Here is a 20,343-nt window from a genome sequence, read left to right as displayed (position 1 = left end):
AATTATTTTTGCACTTACATGCACCTAAGTGTCCACTTACATACCAAATGTCACTCACCCCAAAAATGCGGGTCGTAGCGGAATAATGGAAATAAATATGTGGCGAGCACAGCTAGGCTGGCCAGCAACTGAAACAGTCGGTGGCTGGTCGGCTGTGCAACTCGGACAAAGCACATCAGAGGCGAATTTCGAGTTGGTGCTGTTCTTGCCGGGGCTTGCTTCACTGGCTGGTCAGCCAGTGGAGAATACCTATGCCTGTGCCGCTGATTCTTCAGCTACTGCTTCTTCTGCCTCCGTGGTAGTGGCATCCAGCAGTACGTGCGTCCAGCCTTCGTTCTCGTCGAAATCGGGACCGTGGCGACGGCGGCGCATGGCTTCCAATACCTTCTGGCTGAAGCTCCAGCAGGTGCCTTGGCGCAGGTCAAGTACGCGGGAAAGCTCCTGGGATGAGTAGTTTCCCTTGTGGGTATAGATCAGAAAAACCGCGTAGAAGGCCTTGATAATGGAGAACTTACACTTCTGGAGTAGTGTGTAGGCGGTGGCCGATTCCACGTAGCGGCACTTGGTGCAGCGGCGGGAATGAGGTTCGCGCCCGTCGCAGTATTTCTCGTGGCCGCACTTGCGGCAATGGTAGCCCTCGGCCCATTTCAGATTAGCCAGATAAGCCAGGCAGGAATCCTTATCGGGGTAAATCTGGCTGAATTCCCCGAAGTCCACCTCTTTTGAGAGTACCCGAGCTGTTTTCACATCCTGCAGGTCCTGCTGCAACTCAGTATTCAGCTTCTCAATGGCTGCTGATTGCAGGGCCAGCAACCCGTTGGCCTGTACCAACTCCCGGTTCTGAGCGGTAATGGTGTCACTCTGGCGGCGAAGCTCCTCAGTGCGCTGCGCTACCAAGCCTTCCAGCTCTGTATTTAATTGGTCCTTGAGTGTTTGGTTGTGGTGGAGCTGCTCTACCAGCTGCTCCTGCACCTGGTGTTTTTTGCGCAGCTGCTTCACCAATTTGTCCTGAGCCCGGATAGTGGCATCCTTAATGGCCTTGATCTTTTCGCCCAGCGCGTACGACAGTACCACCACCTCAATGACGAAAGCCACGTTCATACTGTACACCGTGGCCGTACTGGTGAAGGTGCTGATACCCAGCTTGCGCAGGATTAGGAAGCCTACGCTGATGGCGACCAGCGCGTGGGCCAGTAGAAAGTAGCGGGCTGGGCGCTGGCCCCGTTGCCATACCCGTACGGCGGCATAGTATATGAGCCCGTAGGGCAGCAGATAAAACCAGAAACCCCAGCCCAAATGCAGCCACACAGCATCAATAACGAGGCCGCCCACGCTCAGCAGTACCACCCCCCGCACCCACTGGTCGAAATGAGGTAGCCGCAGGGGCATATCGAGGAACTGGCGGGCGTAGTAGCTGAACGTAAGCAGTAGTATAATGGGGGAGCCGGCCACAATCAGCTCATTCAGGGCCGGATAATCGGGCCAGAGGTACTGAAATCCCAAGCCATCTTCTGATAGGAACACGAGGCTGCAACTGAGCACGTACAGCACGTAACGCAGGTACGTCTGCTCGCCGATGAAGAGGTAGAGGCACAGATTGTAGACCACCATAATCAGCAAAACCCCGTAAAAAGCCCCCAGCAGCCCGTATTCCGTCTGAAAATGGACGGCCAGGGGCTGCTCGGTGCGCAGGCGGCTGAGGAAGGTGGTTTTGGAGTTGGAGTTCAGCCGCAGGTAGTACGTCTGCGTCTGGTTGGGCTGCAAAGGCAGGCGGAAGAGGAAGTTCTTGTAGGGAAACTTGCGGGTAGAGAGGGGAAAGGCGGAGCCGGTGTAAGTGGGAGCCGCTCCGTCGGCCGGAAAAAAATCCACGCTATTAAGGTGGGAGTCGAACATTTCCAGGTACCAGTGCTGGCTGAGCTTACCCTCGGCCCGGACCACCAGCCGCAGCCAGTACGCCGAGCCCGGGTGCTCCATGGTGGTGGTAGGCAGCAGGTTGCCCGCCTGAAACTGGCGGGCCCGGGCGGGTTCGCGCACCTCCGCCAGCGTGAGCTGACCGGAAGGGTCTTCCAGTACGCTGTAGCAGGTAGGGTCAACGAACAGTTCTTCCAGCACTGGTGTTACCCGCAGGGTATCGGCGGGGCGGGCACTGGCTGACTGAGGGGAGCAGAGAAAAGTCAGCAGCCACAGGCTGCTTAGCGTCAGGAGAGAAAACCAAGTAGCCCGACGCGGTGGGAGGTGGGAGGATACGAGCTTCATGGTGACTTGAAGATACACAAAACCCGGGTACGTACTCACTTACTCACTGACCACCGGCGCTGCCGCTGCTGGCGGCCGGCACAAAGCGCAGCCAACCCAGCTGGCTCACGGGCTGCTCAATCATTAGCCGCAAGGTATGCTGGCCAGCCGGTAATGCCGGGGTAGTAAGGGAAACGGTGGTCCACTCGGTGCCGGGCGTAACGGTGGCGGTGCCCACCGGCAGCTTCCCCAGCTGCAAGGCCAGCTGCCCGGGCGTGCTGCCCGGCTGTACGCGCAGTTCGGCTTTGTAAGAGCCTGGTTTGGAGATTTTTACCGTGTAAGTGAGCCACTCGCCGGCGGCCAGCTTCTGCACGGCAAACCCGTTGGCCATTTCGGGGCAGGCGGTAATATCCACACCGTCGTTGCGGTAGGCACCGCCCTGGTTGTGCGGGGTCAGGTCGCGGTAGTCGGTGCGGGTTGAGTAATCGTCGTGATAAGCCACGCCGTCGCGGCCCAGGTCGTAGTCGGTAGCCGCAATGGTGCCCGGAATCGTAAGTTGGGCAAATGGCGCCCGGAAGTCGGCGGGTTGCGTGAGGGAGGCTACCACGTCGCGGTTGATCTGGCAGTTAGCAAACTGCACGTTGCGCAGCAGGGCCGTGCGACCGGCCGGTGTGAGGAGGCTACCGTAGGGAGCTACCCGCAGCAGGCCCGCTCCGGAATCTACGCGTTTGATGTTCCAGTGGCACCACCCGATGCCCTGCGCGTTCAGCCCCTGCACGGCCGCTGCAAACCACTCATTGGAGTTTTCGCCGGTTTCGCCGACCCATACAGGTACCTGCCACCTGTCGCGGAAAGCCGCCAGATTGGTAAGCAGGTTCACCTGATTGGAATTGGGGTCGGTGGTCTCAGCAGTGTTTGGACACCAGTAGCGGTGGGCATTGTACACCAGGTTGGCGGTGCTTTTTACCTTCAGCTTGTCCGGCGTAAGGTTGGTGTACTCGTTGCCGTAGCCGTTGCCTTCCAGCATCAGCAGGTGCTGGTCGTTGCGGCCCCGCACGGCATCAATAAGCCGGGAATACAGGGTGTTGAGCTCCTGGTTATCGGCTGATAGCCCGTTTGCTGCGTTCAGGTTGTGCGGCTCATTGATGAAGTCATACATGGCAATGGTGGGCTCCTGGCGGTACTGGTCGGCCAGCTTTTCCCAGAGCCGCACGGTCATGTCCTGATAAATCAGGCGGCCCTGGGCATCCTGGCGTTTCCACAAGTCGAGGGGCCGGAAGTTGTCGTTGATGTTATGGTCGGTTCCCTGGCCGCCGGGGGCCGCGTGCAGGTCCAGCACCACATACATGCGGTTGGCGGCGCACCATTTCACCACGTCGTCAATAAATCGGAAGCCATCCAGCTGTTGCGTTTTGGTGAAGAGCTGGCCGGCATCGTACCACTGGCTGAGTTGCTGCACGTAAGCGGTCAGCTTCTGCTCGTTCTGCGGGTCACGGATGACCTCGGTGCGGGCGTGGCGCTGCTCGGGCGTCAGAAACAAATCATAATGCAGCGGGAGCCGGACGCAGTTGAAGCCCTGTTGGGCCAGAAAATCGATATCGGCTTTGGTGATGAACTTCTGACGATACTGGCGGTAGAACTTTTCCATCTGCGCCTCCGGCATGGTCCGGAGCAGGCCCTGTTGGATGCGCCACTGGCTGTTAAGCGAATCGGTGCCTAGAATGTAGCTTTCCTGGAGCAGCCAGCCGCCCACGTTGTAGCCGCGCAATACCACTTCCTGGTCCGCCTCGTTCAGCATTCTGGTTCCGACGGAGTGCAGGAGACTGAGCTTCTGGGCCTCGGCCGGGTTGCCGGCAGTCACCAGCACACTGCTTAGCAGCAGCCCCAGACAGCCGGAAAAAAAAGACGCCTTGCGTTGGCCCGTTACCGGCCTGTTTCGGCAAATCATACTAGCAAAAAATTAAAAAGGGGAAGAAGCGCAGGGAGGGGGGAAAGAGAAAAAAACAGGGCGGAGATACTCCGCCCCGTTTCCGCTTTTTCTCACTCATTGAGGTGCTTTGCTCCAATTGGGCAGGACCAGGGCAACAGCTCCTTGCAGGGAGCCGTTGCTTACTGCACCGCGGAGTTATTCTTTGATGAACTGCTGCACCGTGGCGGCGCCAGTAGCGCCGCGCAGGGTGAGGAAATACAGCCCGGGCCGCAGGCTATGCACGTCAACTACCGAATGGGGCTGGCTGGCGGCCACTTTCTGCGTGTGAACCAGACGGCCCAGCGCATCGGTAATGGAGAGGGTAGTGGCACCGTTGGCAGGAACCGTGAGCTGGGTGCTGGCCGGGTTGGGGTAGAGGCGCGCTTCCGGCGCTACGGCAGTGGCGGAAGCCAGGGCCGTGCGGCTGCCGGTGCAGGTGGTGCCGACCGTGTAGCTGTGCGGAGTGGCGCTGGAGTTACGCTCGGCGGTGGTAGTACCCACGCGGTAGGTGAAGTAGAACGACAGCGCCGCGCCGCTGGCCTGGGCCTGGGCGAAGGTGAAGTTGCTGCCCGCGGCCGTCATGTTATAGCCGGCATAGCCGCCGGTACCCACTTTCACATACAATAGGGCCATGCTGCTGCCCGCAATGGGGCTGAGCGGAACGAACTTCCAGCTCACAGTGCCGTTGCTGGTCGATACCTCATAGCTGTAGTCGCCGTTGGCTACGGTGCCGGTGCAGGCGGTGCTGCCGGTTCCGCCGCCGCTGGCCGCCGCGCCGTACACTTCCAGCTCATACAGGGAGTAGCCGTAGCTGGCCCCGTTGATCACGGCGCGGGCCGTGCCGTACATCCGCACGTAGCGGCCGGTGCCGCTGAGGCCGGTGTGGTCGTTGGTGAGGGTACTGTTGCCGGTTACGGTTTTGAGGGTGGTCCAGTTGGTGGCATCCGAGGATACCTGCACCAGGTAGTCACGGCCGTAGGCGGCTTCCCAGGTCAGCTTCACGCGATTCACGTTGTAGCTGGCCCCCAGGTCCACGTAAATCCACTGCGGATCGGCGAAGGTGCTGGCCCAGCGGGTGCTGGTGGTGTTGCCATCCACGGCAGCCGAGCCGGGCGTGCCGCTGTTTTCGGTGGATGAGGTGAAGGTGGGCTTATTCAGGGCCAGGTTGGTAGCCGTTGGCGGGGGCCCTACGGTTACGCTCACGGCCCCGGAGGTGGTTACGGCCCCGACGTTGTCGGTGGCGCGGGCCGTGAGGCTATAAGTACCGGCCGTCACGCCCGTCCAAGAGTAGCTGTAGGGGCTGCTGGTGTCGGTGCCGAGCAGCGTAGCGCCCTGGTAAAACTCTACTTTGCTGATGTTGCCATCCGCGTCGGCGGCGGTGGCCGTGAGGGTGAGGCTGGCCGGAGCCGTGAAGGTGGCCCCGTTGGTCGGCGAGGTCAGGCTGACGGTGGGCGCGACGTTCGAGGGGGCCGTGCTGGCGGTGAGGCTGCGTAGGTTGTCGAGGTAGAATACCGTGCCGGTGGTCGAGTTCGGAGCAAACAGCAGCACCACATTGTCCACTTCCGAATCGGGCGTGCCGGCGTCGGGCGAGTTGGCGTAGGTGAAGGTGAGCGTATGCCAAGCGTTGCTCTGCTTCACCACGGCCTGGTAGATGCTGTGGCGGCCCGTGGGGTAGTTGTTGGGGTTAGAGGAGGTGCTGCTCTCCAGCTGCCACGATACTACCGTGCCGGCCGGCGCCGAGGTGTACACGTCCAGGGCAAATACCTTCTGGCCCGCCACGTAGGCACTGCCGTCCTTGATCTGGGTGCTGGCCAGCGCCAGGGCATCGTACTGCGAAGCCGCATTACGGGTGTACTGGCCCACTTTCGCCGAAGTATTGATACCCGTAGCCGAAGGGTTATTGGCCGCCGCTACGTACGTGCCGTTGGCGTTCCGCAGCGGCAGGTTGCGCACCGCGTCGTAGTTCTCGAAAGTGGTGCCGGCCGAGTAGGTCGGGGTAGCCTTCTTGGCAATCCGGATGTTGTCGATATAGTACGTTTCGCCGGTGAAGGCGCCGCTGTTGAACAGCACGGCCAGTTGGTCGATGGCCACGTTGGCGGTGCCGGCGTCAGGGGCGGTGTTGAAGGCAAACGTGAGGGTTTCCCACTGGTTCTGTTTGCTGGTATTGGCCAGGTAGGTACTGTTGCGGCCTGCCGGGAATGAGCCCGTAGGCGCCGCCGCCGTTTTGTTCTGCAGCGTGATATTGATGGGCGTGCCCACCGGGGCCGAGGTGTACACATCCACCTGCAGCTGGTAGGTCTGGTTCTTGAACAGGCCCGCGTCCTGAATAACGGTGCCCGGTGCGCCGGCATCGAAAAACAGCACGTCGTACTGCTGAGTAGAGTTGCGCACGTACCGAGCCACGTTGGCCGTGGTGTTCACACCAGCAGCCGAGGGGTTGGCCGTGGGGGCGGTGTACGCGCCGTTGGTGCTGGCCGCGTTGAAGGTGAGCTTAGCCGTGCCGTCGTAGTTCTGGAGCACTTCGGTGGCGACTACCGGGGCTTCGGGCTGCTTCTTGGTCAGCAGGTTATCGAGGTAGAAGGTGGCCCCGGAGTTGGTGGCCGGCTGCAGCAGGAAGGCGACGTTGTCGATGGAGTAGATGTTGGTGCCCGCGTCGAGGCTCTTCTCAAACTCAAATTCCAGCGTTTCCCAGGCGTTCTGGCGGGTGGTGTAGGCGCGGTAGGCACTGTGCCGGCCCGCCGGGAAGTTGATGGCCGTGGTAACCTGGCTGTTCTCAAACTGCATGGTCACCTTGCTGCCTACCGGAGCCGTGGAATACACATCGATGAACACCTTGCGCCGGCCCGCCACGTAGTCGTTGGCGTTGCCGATGCCTAGGTTGCGTACGTACAACACATCATACTGCTCGGAGGCATTGCGCACGTACTGGCCCACTTTGGCGGAGGTGTTGATAACCGCCGAAGGGTTGTTCACGGCCTGTGTGAGCGTCCCTGTAACGGTGCCGTACATAATGACGCGGTTGCTTTCGTAGTCTTCGTACACGCGGTCCAGTTGCAGCGCGGGCGTTACCGTCAGGGCTTTGGAGTAGGTGGCCGTCGCGCAGCCACTCACGGCCACGGAGGCCGTTACGTTGCCGCTGGCCGCTGTGCTGCTGAAGTTTACCCGAATGGCGTTGGTGCCCTGCCCGCTCACGATGGTGGCTCCGCTGGGTACCGACCACGTGTAGGTGCCGCCGGTAATGGCATCCATCCGGAAGGTTTTGTTCTGGTCGCCCTGGTGGACCTGGTCTACGCCCAGCACGGCGTAGTTGTAGGTGCCTTTGTACACTCGTACGTAGTCGACCTGGGTAGTCACCGGGAAGTCGGTGGGGGTGGGCTGCTGGAAGCCGGTGTAGGCCGTGCCGGGGCCGCCTACGGCCGTGTTCAGGATGATGTAGAAGTTGCCATCATTGAAAGGCCAGCCGCCCGCAAAAGTAGTTTTGGGCGAAGCCGTGTGGAACAGGGTGCCATCCACAAACCACTTGATCTGGTCGGGGCCCCACTCCACGGCGTACACGTGAAAATCCTGGGATAAATCTACCGATGAGACGTAGTCGCGCCCGGTGAAGTGCCAGCCGCCCGCGTCGTAGTGAATGGTGCCGCCCACCGACTTGGGGTTCTTGTGTTTGGCCTCCATAATGTCGATTTCCCCGGTGTAGGGCCAGTTGCCGGGGTCGGCCAGCATCCAGAACGCGGGCCAAGCCCCTTGGGCCGAGGGCAGTTTCATGCGAGCCTCAATGCGGCCGTAGCGGAAGGTCTGCAGGCCCCCGGTAGCGGGTACCTTCGACTGGAGCTTGGCGGAGGTGTAATTGTAAGTGCGCCCGCCTTCCACCGAGTTTTCGTAGCGGGTGGCAATGTTCAGGAAGCCGCCCGTAACGGTGGCGTTGGCGGGGCGGTACACCTGCAGCTCGGCATTGCCGAAATTACAGTTGCCCACGTTGCAGCCGTCGCCGTTGTACACCTGCCACTTGGCAAAGTCGCCGGCAGTGTTGAACTCATCGGCCCAGACGAGCTGGTTGCATTGCGCTTCGGCAGCGGTGGGCTGCAGGGCCCAGCCCAGGCCGGCAGCCAGGGCCAGACGCGCCCAGCGCCCGAGCCGTTGGCCCGGGATTGGTAAAGTTGTTTCCATGAACTGTGTGGGTGTTTTGGTAGGTAGGGCAAGGACCGCGCATTTCCTGGGGAGAAATGACACGGCAAACACGAAGGCGCAAAAACCAGGAGCAGCGTATAAATACAGAAGTGCCAAGGCTGTTGCGTCTGACCAAATGTAACGGTGTGTGATTTAGAAAATCAAGTGTTAAACCGTTGCTGCAAAGCTTAAAACGAGGTTTTTGCTTTACGCCACACGTTGCGCTATACGCTTACGGCACACGCGAAATGCCCGCATGGTCTGGTATAGGTACCAGGTAGCACCAGCGGCAGGGGCGGCTAGAAAACACGTTAAAAAAAAGCGCACAGCGACTAAATATTTTTTCTGCCACCCCATGAGGAAACTCATGAGGCAGCTTGGGCAAACATTTCCGGAAGACTGCTTGTGTTAGAGCCCCCGATAGCCCGTTCTTCGTACGGGCACTATCCCATTTGCTCTTCCCCAGAATCATGTTCTTCCGCCAGTGCCGCGTTCCAGTCCTGTAAGCTCCCCTCAGTCCGTTGCCATTATTGGGGCCGGCGTTGCCGGTATTGCCACGGCCGTGCGGCTGGCCGTGCAGGGGCACCGCGTCACGGTGTTTGAGGCCCAGGAATCCTTCGGGGGCAAAATGCACCAACTGGAGTTGCCCGGCGGCTACCGCTTCGATGGCGGCCCGTCGTTGTTTACGCTGCCGCATCTTGTAGATGAGCTGTTCCAGCTGGCCGGCCGCAACCCCCACGACTACTTCCGCTACCACCGCCTCGACCCGATTACCCAATACTTCTTCGCCGACGGTACCCGGCTCACGGCCTGGGCCGACGAGGAGCGGTTTGCCCGGGAAGTAGAGGAAAAGCTGCAGGTACCCGTCGCCGAAGTGCTGGCGTTTCTGCGCCGTAGCGGCCGGGCCTACGAGGCTACCGCCGGCACTTTCCTCCAAAAGTCCCTGCACAAGGCCGGCACCTACCTCAGCCCCGACGTGCTCAAGGCCCTGGCGGCGCTACCGCAGCTGGGCCTTACCAGCACCATGCACCAGCGCCACGCGGCTGCTTTTCAGGATCCGCGCCTCGTGCAGCTCTTCGACCGGTTTGCCACCTACAACGGCTCCGACCCCTATCAGGCCCCGGCCACGCTCAGCATGATTCCGCACCTGGAGCACGGGCTGGGCGCTTACTACCCCGAAGGTGGCATCTATGCCATTGCCCAAAGCCTGGTACGGCTGGCCGAGGAGCTGGGCGTGGAGTTCCGCTACCGCGAGCCGGTGCTGGAAATCCTGACGGCCGGTAAGCGGGTAAGCGGCCTGAAAACCAGCCTCGGGACGTATGACTTCGGGTTGGTAGTCAGTAACATGGATGTGGTGCCCACCTACCGTCGTTTGCTGCCTCATCAGCCGGCCCCGGAGCGTACCTTAAGCCAGCCCCGTTCGTCCTCGGCCCTGATTTTTTACTGGGGCATCGGGCAACGGTTTCCGGAGCTGGGCGTGCATAATATCTTTTTCTCCCAGGATTACCGGCGGGAGTTCGAGGCCATTTTCCGGGAGAAAACCATTGCCGACGACCCCACGGTGTACGTCAACATCACCTCCGGCCACACCCCCACCGATGCCCCACCCGGCCACGAAAACTGGTTCGTAATGGTGAACGTGCCCCACGACCAGGGCCAGGACTGGCCCACATTGATCAAGCGCACCCGCGCCGCCGTGTTGGCCCGCGTAAGCCAGGCCCTGGGCACCGATGTTGCCTCGCTCATCCGGGCGGAGCAGGTATGGGACCCACCGGGAATCGAGGCGCGCACATCCTCGTTTGGGGGGGCGTTGTACGGCAGTTCCAGCAATAACACGCTGGCAGCCTTTCTGCGGCATCCTAATTTCTCGGGGCAACTGCCGGGGCTATACTTTTGCGGGGGCTCGGTGCATCCCGGCGGCGGAATTCCGCTCTGCCTGCTCTCCGCCCGCATTGTCTCTGACTTACTTAAAAATTAAAGATGGAGAGTTGAAAATTGCTCGGATGGCAAATGTTGAAGGCCTCGCAAAAGGCGCGTTCAGTCATTCTCAATTTTCACTTCTCAATTTTTAATTCCCCCCTATGCCTGAACCTACGCAACAACTTTCTCCGCCGGCTACGGCGCTTCCTGAGGCCCAAACGCGGCGGCTACGCTGGGCGCAGGGCGTTTTGTTGCTGTTTCACGTCACCGGTTTCCTGGGGCTGGCTTTTTCACAAGACCCCAGCTTCTTCCTCCGGTTTGTGCCCCTGAATCTGCTGCTCACGCTGGGGCTGCTGCTCGCATTTCAGCCGCGCCGCACCCCGGCTTTCTGGAGCTTCTGCGTGATGGTAATGGTCGTGGGGTTTCTGGTGGAGGTCGTGGGCATCCGCACCGGCCTACTATTTGGGCAGTATGCGTACGGCCCTACGCTGGGGCCCAAATGGCTGGAAGTGCCGCTCCTGATTGGGGTGAACTGGCTGATTTTGACCTACTGCACCGGTATGCTGGCGCGATACCTCCCCATTCCGGGCTTCCTGCGGGCCGTGGTAGCGGCGCTGCTGATGGTTGGGCTTGATATTTGTATAGAGCCGGTAGCCATTCAGTACGACTTCTGGCGCTGGCAGTACAATGTGATTCCCCTGCTGAACTTCAAAGGGTGGTTTGCGGTCAGCCTGATTCTACAGGTATACTTCAACCGTGTGGAGTTCGACAAGCGTAACCCGTTGGCTTCCTTTGTATACCTGGTGCAGCTGCTGTTTTTCTTTGGGCTGGGTATGCTACTCTGAGCCGTTTCGGCGTTAGGGGGGGCGCCGGGCCGTGCGGATAGGAATTCTTTATTATTTTTTTGTCCTTCCCCATGGAGGAACTTGTACTCCAGCAACTGCTTGACCGCGCCAATACTCTGTTTCGGCAGCTAGGTGTAGGCTTTATCCACGAAGAGCAACTCGCCGCCGCCCTCGACCTGACTCCCGCCACCTTCCGGGAACAGTTTGGCTCCAAAGCCGAACTGCTACTGGCCGTTACGCAGCGCAACCTGATGCGCCAGCGCCAGGAGCACGAGCAGCTGTTCGCCAACCTCGCCACGCCGGCCGAGTGCCTGCTGGCTCTGCTGCACCACAGCCTGCACGAGCTGCGCCGCTCTCCTCACCACGACTACCACGTCATGCGGGCGCGGTTTCCGGAATCGTGGCAGCATATCCAGGAGTACCTGGTCAACTACTCCCAGCCGCTGCTGGTGCGGCTGTTGCAGGAAGGTATTCAGGAGGGCCAGTTCCGCGCTGATGTGGATGCCCGAGCCATTGCGCACGTTATTCTGGCGCAGTTCAGCTTGGTGCTGAACGAGCTGTTCTTCCCACCCGACCAGGTAAACCTAGCGGATGTGTACCGGAATATCTTTGCTCCCTATGTGCGCGGCCTCTGTACCACCGCCGGCCTGCGTTTGGTAGGCCCGCTGTTCGAGCGGATGTAAGCGGACAAGGGTGAAATTGTGAAAGGTGAAGTTGTGAGAAACCATTTGGAATGGGACCTCTCACAACTTCACCTTTCACGATTTCACAAATTGCCGCTAACAGCTGATCTTATCCACCCGCGTCTGGTGGCGGCCACCTTCGAAGGCAGTGTTGAGAAACTGGCTGATGATGGCACGGGCGGTTTCCTCGTCCACGAATCGGGCCGGGACGCATACCACGTTGGCGTCGTTGTGCTGGCGGATGAGAGAAGCTACCTCCGGCTCCCAGGCCAAGCCCGCCCGGATGCCCTGGTGCTTGTTGGCCGTGATGCACACCCCGTTGGCCGAGCCGCACAGCAGAATCCCGCGCGCAAACTCCCCACGCTCCACGGCCAGCGCCAGCGGATGCACATAGTCGGGGTAATCTACAGAGTCGGCAGAGTGGGTGCCGAAATCCTGCACTTCATAGCCGTTGTCGCGCAGCCACTGGAGCAGCATCTGTTTCTGGTCGAAGCCGGCGTGGTCGGAGCCGATGGCAAGTTTCATGGCAGTAGGAAAAATGTGGTGGAATATAACGGGTATGAAAAATGTGGCGAAGTGCAGCCTTGTGCCACATTTCGCCACATTTTTACTTGCTCTACAACATCTCTAGGCAATTCCCTGGTTTTCGGCCAGCTGGGCGTTAAGCGAGGCGGTGCGGTTGCGGGTTACCACGCGGGCAATGCTGATGCTCAGCTCGTAGAGCAGGATGATGGGAATGGTCACGATAATCTGCGAGGTTACCTCGGGTGGCGTGATGATGGCCGCGATGATGAGCACCACCACAATGGCGTGCTTGCGGTATACCTGCATGATTTCGGGCGTAATCAGGCCGGCTTTGGCTAGGAAGAACACAATCATCGGCAGCTCAAACACCAAAGCGCAGGAAAGCGACATGGTAGTAAGCGTGCTGATGTAGCTCTGCATATCAATCTGGTTTTCGATGGTGGGGTCCACCACGTAGCCGGCCAGAAACTGGATGCTCATGGGCGCGGCAATGTAGTAGCCGAACAGCAGACCCAACATAAACAGCACCGATACGAAGAACACCGCGCCTTGGGAGTTCTGTTGCTCGTGCGGGTAGAGGCCGGGCTTGATGAAGCGCCAGATTTCCCAGAACAGGTACGGAAAGCCCAGCACCAGCCCTACAATGAACGACGTGCTGATGTGCATAGTCAGCTGGCCGCTCATCTCACGGTTCTGAATCACGAACCCGATTTTATCAATGCACAAACTGGGCGCGTTCATCAGCGCGGCAGCCTTGCAAGAGAGCTGGTAGGTCCAGAAATCGGGCCGGGAAGGGCCCAGAATCAGGTCATGAAACAGAAAGTCCTTGGCGAAAAAGGCTCCGGTGGCAAATACCACCACCGCAATGGCCGCCCGGATGATGTGCCAGCGCAAGGCTTCCAGGTGGTCTATAAAAGACATTTCGTGCTGTTCGCCCAGCACGGGTTGAGTAGGATCCAAGAGGTGAGTACGTGAATGAGTGAAGGAGTGGAGTGCAAGTGGTAGTGAGGAACAAACGCAATTTGGCGGCAACAGGATGTTAGGCCGGCTGCTTTACCGTTCACTCAGTCGCTCAGCCACTCACTCACCCATTGAGTTAAGAGAAAAGCGGATACTGCTGCATCCACTCGTTAATCTCGCCCCGGACGCGGCTGATGCGGGCGTCGTCGGCGTTGTGGGTCAGCACCTCGTCGATGAAGTCCACGATGCGCACCATGTCGGTTTCCTTGAGGCCGCGCGTGGTGACGGCCGCCGAGCCAATGCGCATGCCGCTGGTCACGAAGGGCGACTTGTCATCGAAGGGCACCATATTCTTGTTGATGGTGATATCGGCCTTGATGAGGGTGTTTTCGGCCAGCTTGCCGGTTAGGCCCTTGCTGCGTAGGTCAATCAGCATCAGGTGGTTATCGGTGCCGCCGGAAATGATCTGGTAGCCGCGCTCCACGAAGCCGTTGGCCAAGGCCTGAGCGTTGCGGATAACTTGGTGGGTGTAGTCAGTGTACGCGTCCGAAAGGCACTCCCCGAAGGCCACGGCCTTGGCCCCGATAACGTGCTCCAGCGGTCCGCCCTGGGTGCCCGGGAACACGCCCGAGTCGAGTAGCGCCGACATCATCCGGATTTCACCTTTGGGGGTTTTCAGCCCGAAGGGGTTTTCGAAGTCCTTGCCCATCATAATCAGGCCACCCCGGGGGCCGCGCAGGGTTTTGTGGGTAGTGGTGGTTACGATGTGGCAGTGGTCGAACGGGTTGTTCAGCAAGCCCTTGGCAATGAGGCCGGAAGGGTGCGAAATATCGGCCAGCAGCAGCGCGCCTACCTCATCGGCGGCTTCGCGCAGGGCTTTATAGTCCCAGTCGCGGGAGTAGGCCGAGGCGCCACAGATGATGAGCTTGGGCTGCTCGCGGCGGGCCGTTTCCTTTACTTTCTCCCAGTCGATGAGGCCGGTTTCGCGCTCCACGCCATAGAAGCTGGGCTGGTAGAGCTTGCCCGAGAAGTTGACGGGCGAGCCGTGGGTGAGGTGGCCGCCGTGGCTGAGGTCGAAGCCCAGAATTTTGTCGCCGGGGTTGAGAATAGCCAGCATCACGGCCGCGTTGGCCTGGGCGCCGGAGTGCGGCTGCACGTTCACCCACTCCACCCCGAATAGCTCTTTGGCCCGGTCGATGGCCAGCTGCTCAATCTGATCCACTATTTCGCAGCCACCATAGTAACGTTTGCCGGGCAGGCCCTCGGCGTACTTGTTGGTCAGGATGGAGCCCTGGGCCCGCATTACCTGCTCCGACACGTAATTTTCGGAGGCAATGAGTTCAATACCGTGAGTTTGGCGCTCTTTCTCCTTCTGAATCAGGTCGAAGACGGCGGTGTCGAGGGCGAGGGTGGCTTGCGTTTCCATGAGGCCAAAGGTAAGCGGAAATGATGATGGGCAAATGAGGTAGCGCCGGAGAAGTGCGGCACCAGCAGGCAAGCAAAACGGCCGGCCCTCGTCGGTGAAAAAAGGTCGTGCAAAATTCCGGCATCGGGCCGGCAGGTAGCCGTTGCAGGTGTGTGTGGTAAGTGCAAAAGCTACGGGCGGCAGACCGGGAAACCGCAGTGGTATAATGGGCCGCCGTGTGTGGTAAAAGAAGCCGGGATGTGGCTTAGCCGTAGCGACGCAAATGCTGGTTTAGTAGTGCTGTTTTTCAGAAAGTTGCTGCAAGGTACTTTGCCGGGCCATCACGCTGCGGCGGGGTGGATTTGCTCTTCATTTCTCTTTCCACAACCAACTTCCTACCCATGAAAAAGCCTACTCTCCTTACTTGGTGCCTACTGGTACTAGGGGCTCTGCTGCCGCTGCTGGGCCGCGCCCAGGGCAGTATTCCGTTCACCATTGCCAACAACTCGCCCTTCCCCGATTCCGACCTGTACGTGGCCATTGTGGGCCTCGACCTGAACGGCCGGCATGTGTGGGTGGACGCGCGCACCAGCCAGATTCTGCCCATGGACCGCAGCTACAACACGGCCCTCGGCCCCACCTACGACGGCAACACCGGACCGGGGCAGAACTCGCGCTACGCGGCCTGCTTTACCCGACTCAGCAACGTGCCCAATAAAACCTTCACGCTGCCCCAGATCCAGGGCTGCCGGGTATTCATCAGCCGGGGCCAGCAGCTGTATCTGTACTTTTTTGGCGCTACGGGCGCGCCTTCCGGCTACGCTGCGCCCAACCCGCAAAGTCCCACCGACCCCAACCGGGGGATTCTGTACGAGTTCATTGAGCTGACCAACAATCAGTTCGGATTCTTTGGCAACACCACCCGCGTGGATGCCTTCCGCTACCCGATGGGCCTGGAACTGTTCGGTAACGGCTACCAGAAACGCACCGGAGAGCTGAAAAATGCCGCCGACATCGTGGCCGCCTACAAGGCCAACGTGCCCACCGAGTTTCAGGGCACGGTAAACAACACGACCGGCGAAATCATCTTCCCCTCTAAAACGCCCGCCTTCCAGGACGGCACCAACGGCACCACGCCCGGCCCCTACGGCAACTACTTCAAGAGCTACATCGATGCCATCTGGAACAAGTACAAAACCACGGACCTGATTTTCTTTGCCGGCAACGCGGGCGTGTTCAAGGGCCGGGTTGATGCCAACGACCGGCTGGTGGTGGTGGGCCAGTCGGGGGCCTTTGCGGGCCGCACGGGCATCATCAACGGCCGGCCTACCACCCAGATGGTATTTGAGGGCAAGGGCCTGCTGGATAACCGGGTAAGTGACGGCGACTGTGACCTGGTGGTGCAGGCCCAGCTGACGGCCGCCATCAACCGCCACGTGGTGAATACTATCGCCGCCAACCCCGGCCAGCAAAACTGGTACGATGCCAGCCAGTACTACCAGACGCCCCCGTTCAATTACTACGCCCGCTTCTGGCACCTGCCCGGCATCAGCGTGGATAACCTGAGCTACGGCTTTGCTTACGACGATGTGAACGACCAGTCGGCCACGCTCCAGACGCCCCAGCCCACCCGCGTGGTGGCCACTTTCGGGGGCTACGCCGGTACCACGCCGCCCGTAACCGGCGTGAGCACCGTGTACAAGGACTGCAACTACACCGGCACGGCCGTAAACCTGCCCGTGGGCGACTACAACTTAGCCGCGCTGCAAAGCCGGGGTGTGTTGAACGACGACGTCTCCTCGCTGCGGGTAACCAGCGGCTACGAGGTGGTGCTGTATGAAAACGACAACTTCGCGGGGGCCTCGCTCACGGTGGGCAGCGCCGGCAACAGCTGCCTGGTTGGCAATGCCCTGGGCACCGGCAACTGGAACGACAAAGCCACGTCCCTGCGGGTCCGCGCGGCCACTACCAGCACCTTCAGCCTGACGTTGCAGGCCGAGGCCGCTAACGTCAACAACGGCATGACCGTGGAAACCTGCACCGACGCGGGCGGCGGCCAGAACATGGGCTTCGTGGACGCCGGCGACTACTTGGTCTGGAACAACATCAGCTTCCCCACCACCGGCCAGTACACCATTGAGTACCGGGTGGCCAGCGGAGCCGCCGGGGGCACCATCTCTTCGGATCTGAATGCGGGCACTACGCAGCTGGGCAGTACCACCATTCCCGGTACCGGCGGCTGGCAGACCTGGACCACCGTATCCCGAACCGTCACCCTCAACGCCGGCACCTACAACTTCGGCATCTACGCGCAGTCGGGGGGCTGGAACCTCAACTTCGTGCGCATCACCCGGGCCGGCGCGGCGCGTACCGCCTCGGTGGCGGCGACGCCGGACGCTGAAGCCGCCCTGCTGCAACTCTACCCGAACCCGGTGGTGGATCAGTTGGAGCTGACGTCGGCCACGAGCCTAACTGGCAGTACGTACCGCATCGTGAACGAGTACGGCCGGCCGGTAGGCACCGGCACGCTGGGTCGGGGCACGCTGGACGTGGCTAAATTGCCGGCCGGCGTCTACACCCTGCTGGTCACGCAGCCCGATGGCCAAACCACCGTGCGCCGGTTTGTGAAGTAGCGGCTGCGGCCGGAGCTGCTTTATATGTTGAGCGGAGGCCGCCCGGGAGGGCGGCCTCTTTGCGTGGCGGCCCGGCGGGCGGGGCATTGTCACCTACTGCCGTCAATCCCGTATCTTGCCTGGTATGAACACGCCCCATCAGCTCGCCGAAGTCCTAACCAGCCTCCGCATCGGCAACCAGTCGTTCCTGATTACCTTTTATGAAGAGAATCGGGACCTGTTTGCTCGCTGGGCACGCCGTCAGCACCAATTGGCGGCCCCGTCCTCGCATGAGCTGCTCCGAACCGTGCTGGTCGAGTTCTACGACCAGGTAGCGGATGGCCGCCTGACCAAGCTGCCGCCCGATCTGCGGGCGTACGTGTATGGGATGGCCGATGAGCAGGTGCGGGCCGCCCGTACCACGGAGGTATTGCCGGTGGTGGAAGCCGGCCGTCGGCAGCGGCTGCTGATGCTGTTTCGCCAGCAGGGCCTCGATTGCCAGAAAATCCTGATGTATTTCTACTTTCGGGGCTATAACTTCGAGAAGGTGGCCGGCAAGATGGGCTTTGCCAACGCCAACGTGGCCCGCATCCAAAAATCGGGGTGCCTGCGCAAACTCTACGAGTTGCGCCTGCGTACCGAAGCCGCAGTCGGCTAGCGCCTGTGCCGGCTTCTGCGTAGCTTAGCCCCGAGTTCCCTTTTCTCCTATCGTTCCGATGCTGCGCCAGCCTCCGGGTTGCACGCCTCACTGGTCAGTACCCTGCTCCATGACCCTGCCTGCCTCCGATTTGCGCCCCTATCTCGAAGAGTTAGAACGCTTTGCCGATGGCCAGATGTCTGCCCCAGAGCAGGAGGCATTTGAAGTGCGGTTGGAGCAGGATGCGGAATTATACCAGGCGTATCAGGCGTACGAGCAGTTGTCGGCCGATTTGCGCTGGGTAGCCGGCCACGAAACGCTCTATCAGCGCCTGCTGGCCCTGGACCGTCGCCTCGACCAACGGCAGGAGGCTCTTTCGCGCATTAAGCGGCGGCAGCGGAAGGTGCAGCGGCAGTGGGGAGTGGTGGCCGCCGTAGGGGTGGCAGTACTGCTGGCGGCCTGGTGGTTCCTGTTGCGACCTGCTGCCCCCAACACCGAAGCCGCCTGGACGCGCTATTACGTGCCGGAAGTAGGTCTGACCGACGAAGTAGTGCGGGAAAGCCGCCGCCCGTTGCTGGCCGAAGCGATGCAACAGTACCGCGCCGGACACTATACGCCGGCGCTATACACATTGCGCCGCATTCCCAACAGCACTATCGGGCAGGACACCATCACCTACTACAACGGCATCTTCCTGCTCAGCCAGAATGACCCCGAGCAGATTAAGGCGGCCCAGCCGTTTCTGCGGCGCGTAGCTATGCAATCCGGTTCCCGGCTGGCCGGGCGGGCGCGCTACCATCTGGGCATGGCCTACTGGCGCAACCAGCAGATTACGGCCGCCCGCAACACCCTGCGCTCCGTAGCCAACGACGCCCGCAACCCCTACCAGGAAGCCGCCCGCCAGGTTCTGAGCTCCGAAGCACTGCCGCAGGAGTAAGGCGTTGAAAGTCAGCGTAGAAAGAGCGAAAAGCCAACGTGCTGACGTAGATCTGTAAAGGATTGCGTCAGCACGTTGGCTTTCAACGGACTCCAATCGGGTAGTCGGCCTCGATGTTGGGTTGCAGAATCAGCTCCTCCGTATCCAGGTTGAAGGCGGCCAAGTGACGTAGTTCCGGGTTATGGCGGTACACGCAGCCGGTATCCAGCCCGATGGCGCCGGCGTGGTTGGCCACGCGCTTCTGCACCTCTACTACGGCCGTCGGAACGTGGCCGTGGACCAGCCGCCGCCCGCCCAGCCGGGAGGCATCGAATACGAACTGCTTGGTGTTGAGCATTGTGTGCCAGTCCTGGCGCATTTCGGGGGGCGGCAACCGGAAGTCGAAGCCGGCGTGAACCAGCACCCAGCCGGGCACTTCCAGCTGATAAGGTAACTCGTGCAGCCACCGCAGGTAGGCAGTGGGAATGTCTTCCGGCTTCTCTACCCCAAAACTGTTGAGCGTGAGCTGCCGGTCGGCGGCGGAGGCCCAGCTGAGGTGGGCGCGGCACTGGGCCGCATCCAGCAGCTCCTGGTCGTGGTTGCCGCGCAGGCAATGCACGCGGTAGCCGCGCTGCGGCAACTGCATCAGGTAGTCGAGGATGCCCCGGCTGTCGGGTCCTTTGTTCACGTAGTCGCCCAACACGTACAGCTCATCCTGGGGGCGCAGCTTCAGCCGGTGCTCAACCAAGTGCTGAAACGTCAGCCGGCAGCCGTGCAGATCGGTGGTAACGTAGCGAGCCATAACGCAGAGTGGGGAAGGTGGAAGATGCAAAAAAGCACCTTTTCGGGCGGAAAAGGTGCTTTTCGGAGCGGTTTTCTACTAGTTCGTAGCGCGAACTACGCAGTTTGTGCTACTGCACAATGGCCGTATCGGTGGCGTCGGGGTCGGTGAGGTCGGCGTTGGTGCCCTGGCGGGCGAGGTCGGCGTTGGTGCCGGTAGGCTTTTCCATCTGGCCCATGCCCACGCGGGAATCGGGGTCCTCCATTTCGTCGCGGCCGGTGCGCTCGTCGTCCAGGTCCAGTTCATCTACCGGACGGCGGGTAGTTGAGGTGGTGTCGTCGTCGGCGGGCAGGTCCTGGTTCGGGCGGTCGGGGCGGCCTTCGTCGCTGGTACGCATGTTGTCGGCGGGGTGCTGGGTTTTGTCGGCGTCCTCGTTCACTGACACGGCCGAAATGCCCGCGCCGCTGTCGGTGCCGTAACCTTCCTTGCCTTCCCGGTTGCCGAAGCCACCCCGGGCCGCCTCATTCTTAGGTGGGTCGCCGCCGGGCGTGATGTGGCCGGCCGCCATTTCCTGTTCAGTTGTATCGTCGTTGATGACGCGCACGGGACGGTCGTTGGGGTCAATAGCCATGAGAAATCAGTCGTTAAGGTGGGGAGTCGGTATAGCTAAGGTGTACTGCCGTTCCCG

14 protein-coding genes are annotated in these 20,343 nt (G+C 60.7%); 6 read left to right on the top strand and 8 right to left on the bottom strand.

Annotated features, from left to right (window positions below):
* Window positions 1–249: 249 nt before the first annotated feature.
* From EI293_RS05605 to EI293_RS05595, 3 genes are all read right to left on the bottom strand, one after another.
* The gene (locus tag EI293_RS05605; RefSeq protein ID WP_125436132.1) at window positions 250–2,256 is read right to left on the bottom strand and encodes a 7TM diverse intracellular signaling domain-containing protein; all 2,007 of its coding nucleotides are present in this window, start codon (window positions 2,254–2,256) and stop codon (window positions 250–252) included.
* Window positions 2,257–2,299: 43 nt separating this feature from the next.
* Window positions 2,300–4,102 carry a cellulase family glycosylhydrolase gene (locus EI293_RS05600; RefSeq protein ID WP_170170256.1) on the bottom strand — a complete coding sequence of 601 codons (1,803 nt, stop codon included), beginning with the start codon at window positions 4,100–4,102 and terminating at the stop codon, window positions 2,300–2,302.
* A 258-nt stretch (window positions 4,103–4,360) separates the two neighbouring features.
* Window positions 4,361–8,371: a galactose-binding domain-containing protein gene (locus tag EI293_RS05595; RefSeq protein ID WP_125436130.1), complete on the bottom strand. Its 4,011-nt coding sequence runs from the start codon at window positions 8,369–8,371 to the stop codon at window positions 4,361–4,363.
* Between the two features lie 484 nt (window positions 8,372–8,855).
* On the opposite strand from EI293_RS05595, the gene crtD reads away from it, so the two are divergent.
* The 3 genes from crtD (at window position 8,856) to EI293_RS05580 (ending at window position 11,819) form a co-directional block, all read left to right on the top strand.
* Window positions 8,856–10,349 (top strand): 1-hydroxycarotenoid 3,4-desaturase CrtD, encoded by a 1,494-nt coding sequence (crtD, locus tag EI293_RS05590; protein WP_125436129.1) that lies wholly within the window; start codon window positions 8,856–8,858, stop codon window positions 10,347–10,349.
* 103 nt (window positions 10,350–10,452) lie between these two features.
* Complete coding sequence (locus EI293_RS05585; RefSeq protein WP_125436128.1) at window positions 10,453–11,136, top strand: carotenoid biosynthesis protein; 684 nt, start codon at window positions 10,453–10,455, stop codon at window positions 11,134–11,136.
* Between the two features lie 71 nt (window positions 11,137–11,207).
* Window positions 11,208–11,819, top strand: a complete 612-nt coding sequence (locus EI293_RS05580) for a TetR/AcrR family transcriptional regulator (RefSeq protein WP_125436127.1) — start codon at window positions 11,208–11,210, stop codon at window positions 11,817–11,819.
* A 96-nt stretch (window positions 11,820–11,915) separates the two neighbouring features.
* On the opposite strand, the gene rpiB is transcribed toward EI293_RS05580, so the two are convergent.
* From rpiB to EI293_RS05565, 3 genes are all read right to left on the bottom strand, one after another.
* Window positions 11,916–12,344 (bottom strand): ribose 5-phosphate isomerase B, encoded by a 429-nt coding sequence (rpiB, locus tag EI293_RS05575; RefSeq protein WP_125436126.1) that lies wholly within the window; start codon window positions 12,342–12,344, stop codon window positions 11,916–11,918.
* Window positions 12,345–12,446: 102 nt separating this feature from the next.
* The gene (gene tatC, locus EI293_RS05570; RefSeq protein ID WP_246010537.1) at window positions 12,447–13,265 is read right to left on the bottom strand and encodes a twin-arginine translocase subunit TatC; all 819 of its coding nucleotides are present in this window, start codon (window positions 13,263–13,265) and stop codon (window positions 12,447–12,449) included.
* Between the two features lie 175 nt (window positions 13,266–13,440).
* Window positions 13,441–14,730: a serine hydroxymethyltransferase gene (locus tag EI293_RS05565; RefSeq protein WP_125436125.1), complete on the bottom strand. Its 1,290-nt coding sequence runs from the start codon at window positions 14,728–14,730 to the stop codon at window positions 13,441–13,443.
* 380 nt (window positions 14,731–15,110) lie between these two features.
* On the opposite strand from EI293_RS05565, the gene EI293_RS05560 reads away from it, so the two are divergent.
* The 3 genes from EI293_RS05560 (at window position 15,111) to EI293_RS05550 (ending at window position 18,895) form a co-directional block, all read left to right on the top strand.
* On the top strand, window positions 15,111–17,342 hold the full coding sequence (locus EI293_RS05560; RefSeq protein WP_125436124.1) for a beta-1,3-glucanase family protein: 2,232 nt from the start codon (window positions 15,111–15,113) through the stop codon (window positions 17,340–17,342).
* A gap of 124 nt (window positions 17,343–17,466) precedes the next feature.
* Window positions 17,467–17,979: a hypothetical protein gene (locus EI293_RS05555; RefSeq protein ID WP_125436123.1), complete on the top strand. Its 513-nt coding sequence runs from the start codon at window positions 17,467–17,469 to the stop codon at window positions 17,977–17,979.
* A 109-nt stretch (window positions 17,980–18,088) separates the two neighbouring features.
* A complete protein-coding gene (locus EI293_RS05550) occupies window positions 18,089–18,895 on the top strand; it encodes a hypothetical protein (protein ID WP_125436122.1) in 807 nt (268 codons plus the stop codon).
* An 82-nt stretch (window positions 18,896–18,977) separates the two neighbouring features.
* Here the strand turns inward: EI293_RS05550 and EI293_RS05545 are convergent, their stop codons facing one another.
* Window positions 18,978–19,676, bottom strand: a complete 699-nt coding sequence (locus tag EI293_RS05545; protein WP_125436121.1) for a metallophosphoesterase family protein — start codon at window positions 19,674–19,676, stop codon at window positions 18,978–18,980.
* A gap of 109 nt (window positions 19,677–19,785) precedes the next feature.
* Window positions 19,786–20,286, bottom strand: coding sequence for a hypothetical protein (locus tag EI293_RS05540; protein ID WP_125436120.1), 501 nt, complete (start codon window positions 20,284–20,286; stop codon window positions 19,786–19,788).
* Window positions 20,287–20,343 lie beyond the last annotated feature (57 nt).

Source organism: Hymenobacter perfusus (assembly GCF_003944765.1).
In the GTDB taxonomy this organism is placed as follows: Bacteria; Bacteroidota; Bacteroidia; order Cytophagales; family Hymenobacteraceae; genus Hymenobacter; species Hymenobacter perfusus.
Note: the sequence above shows the minus strand (reverse complement) of the source record. Positions and strands in the feature narration are given on the sequence as shown.

Coding starts and splice junctions, on each gene's coding strand:
- EI293_RS05595 (WP_125436130.1), bottom strand. CDS start 8,371: ATGGAAACAACTTTACCAATCCCGGGCCAACGGCTCGGGCGCTGGGCG.
- EI293_RS05540 (WP_125436120.1), bottom strand. CDS start 20,286: ATGGCTATTGACCCCAACGACCGTCCCGTGCGCGTCATCAACGACGAT.
- tatC (WP_246010537.1), bottom strand. CDS start 13,265: ATGTCTTTTATAGACCACCTGGAAGCCTTGCGCTGGCACATCATCCGG.
- EI293_RS05555 (WP_125436123.1), top strand. CDS start 17,467: ATGAACACGCCCCATCAGCTCGCCGAAGTCCTAACCAGCCTCCGCATC.
- EI293_RS05565 (WP_125436125.1), bottom strand. CDS start 14,730: ATGGAAACGCAAGCCACCCTCGCCCTCGACACCGCCGTCTTCGACCTG.
- EI293_RS05550 (WP_125436122.1), top strand. CDS start 18,089: ATGACCCTGCCTGCCTCCGATTTGCGCCCCTATCTCGAAGAGTTAGAA.
- EI293_RS05605 (WP_125436132.1), bottom strand. CDS start 2,256: ATGAAGCTCGTATCCTCCCACCTCCCACCGCGTCGGGCTACTTGGTTT.
- EI293_RS05545 (WP_125436121.1), bottom strand. CDS start 19,676: ATGGCTCGCTACGTTACCACCGATCTGCACGGCTGCCGGCTGACGTTT.
- EI293_RS05580 (WP_125436127.1), top strand. CDS start 11,208: ATGGAGGAACTTGTACTCCAGCAACTGCTTGACCGCGCCAATACTCTG.
- EI293_RS05585 (WP_125436128.1), top strand. CDS start 10,453: ATGCCTGAACCTACGCAACAACTTTCTCCGCCGGCTACGGCGCTTCCT.
- rpiB (WP_125436126.1), bottom strand. CDS start 12,344: ATGAAACTTGCCATCGGCTCCGACCACGCCGGCTTCGACCAGAAACAG.
- EI293_RS05560 (WP_125436124.1), top strand. CDS start 15,111: ATGAAAAAGCCTACTCTCCTTACTTGGTGCCTACTGGTACTAGGGGCT.